This is a genomic window from Oleiphilus sp. HI0043 (genome assembly GCF_001634935.1).
In genome coordinates, this window is the sequence record NZ_LWEY01001954.1 from 1 (window position 1) to 1315 (window position 1315).

Annotated in this window: 1 protein-coding gene; it reads left to right on the top strand. The window is 47.8% G+C overall.

Annotated features, from left to right (window positions below; all coding sequences use genetic code 11):
* Positions 1-1110 (top strand): OFA family MFS transporter (locus tag A3729_RS30220; RefSeq protein WP_068634586.1); only part of this gene is annotated, 1110 nt, incomplete at its 5' end.
* Between the last annotated feature and the right edge of the window lie 205 nt (positions 1111-1315).

Below are 1315 nucleotides of genomic sequence, written 5' to 3' on the forward strand. Positions count from 1 at the left end.
TTAGTGTTTGCCTTTACGATGATTCTGGCGGGTAAGTGCCAGGACTTATTAGGGCCCAGGGTAACGGCACTGATTGGTGGCGTGTTAGTGGGTGCAGGTTTGCTGGTGATTTCGCAAAGCACGAGTTATACAGCTTGGGTGCTTGGTTTTGGTGTGCTCACCGGTGCAGGTATCGGTTTTGGTTATGCTTCGGCTACGCCACCTGCACTGAAGTGGTTCCCCGGCGGGCAGACCGGACTTATTGCGGGTTTGGTCGTTGCAGGCTTTGGCTTGGCACCTGTCTATATTGCCCCCTTGGCTTCTTACCTTGTTGGTGAGTGGGGTTTGCAAAGCACCATGATGTTTTTTGGCGCTGCATTCTTTATTGCCTTAAGCATTCTATCCCGTTTTCTTAAGAATCCGCCTGAGGGCTATGTTCCTGCTGAACCAGAATCTTCGGATCAGAATGTAGTTAAAGAACTGCCTGCCAAAACAGAGCAAGAAGACTTGGAACCGGTTCAACGCAGTGAGCCTGAAAGATCCATGGATGCATCACTGGTTATTAAAACGGCTTCATTTTGGAAACTCTGGTTTCTGTATTTTATTGGCGCTGGAGCCGGGCTAATGGTGATTGGTAGCGTGGCTGGGATGGCGAAGCAAAGTATGGGTAACGCTGCGTTTATCGTCGTCGCCATCATGGCGGTAGGTAATGCCTCAGGACGGATTATTGCTGGCGTGGTGTCTGATGCCATGGGTAAAAACCTTGCCTTGGCAATCTTCCTGGCGCTTCAGTCTTTGAATATGTTTCTGGCGATATTCGTCGTCTCTAGTGAGGGGGCGATGGCGTTCTTTATTGTCTTGTCGGCGACCTTTATTGGCTTTAATTACGGTACCAATCTGGCGCTTTTTCCTGCCTTTTGTAAGGGTTGGTGGGGCTTGAAGTCCTTTGGTATCAATTATGGCCTTCTGTTTACTTCGTGGGGAATAGGCGGTTTTGTGATGACCAAAATATCGGGAGCGATAGTCGCGAGTACCGGATCCTATGTCTGGTCATTTATCGTGGCTGGAATTCTACTGGCGATTGCCGCTTTCGTTGCATTACGAATGAAAGAACCTAAGAGTGTTGCCTAGAGCATGAAAAAAGGGGCGGGTCTAAATCGACCGGCCCCTTTTGTTTAAGTAAGACTAAACCTGTTTAACACTTAGTTTAGTAAATCATTACCTAAGTTGATTAACTGCGTCTCACCATTGCTATCATCAACACCGTCATTGTCATTGACGACATAAACAGTATTGTCTGCAGTTACGGCTAAGCCTTCCATTTTCTCGTAAGTCG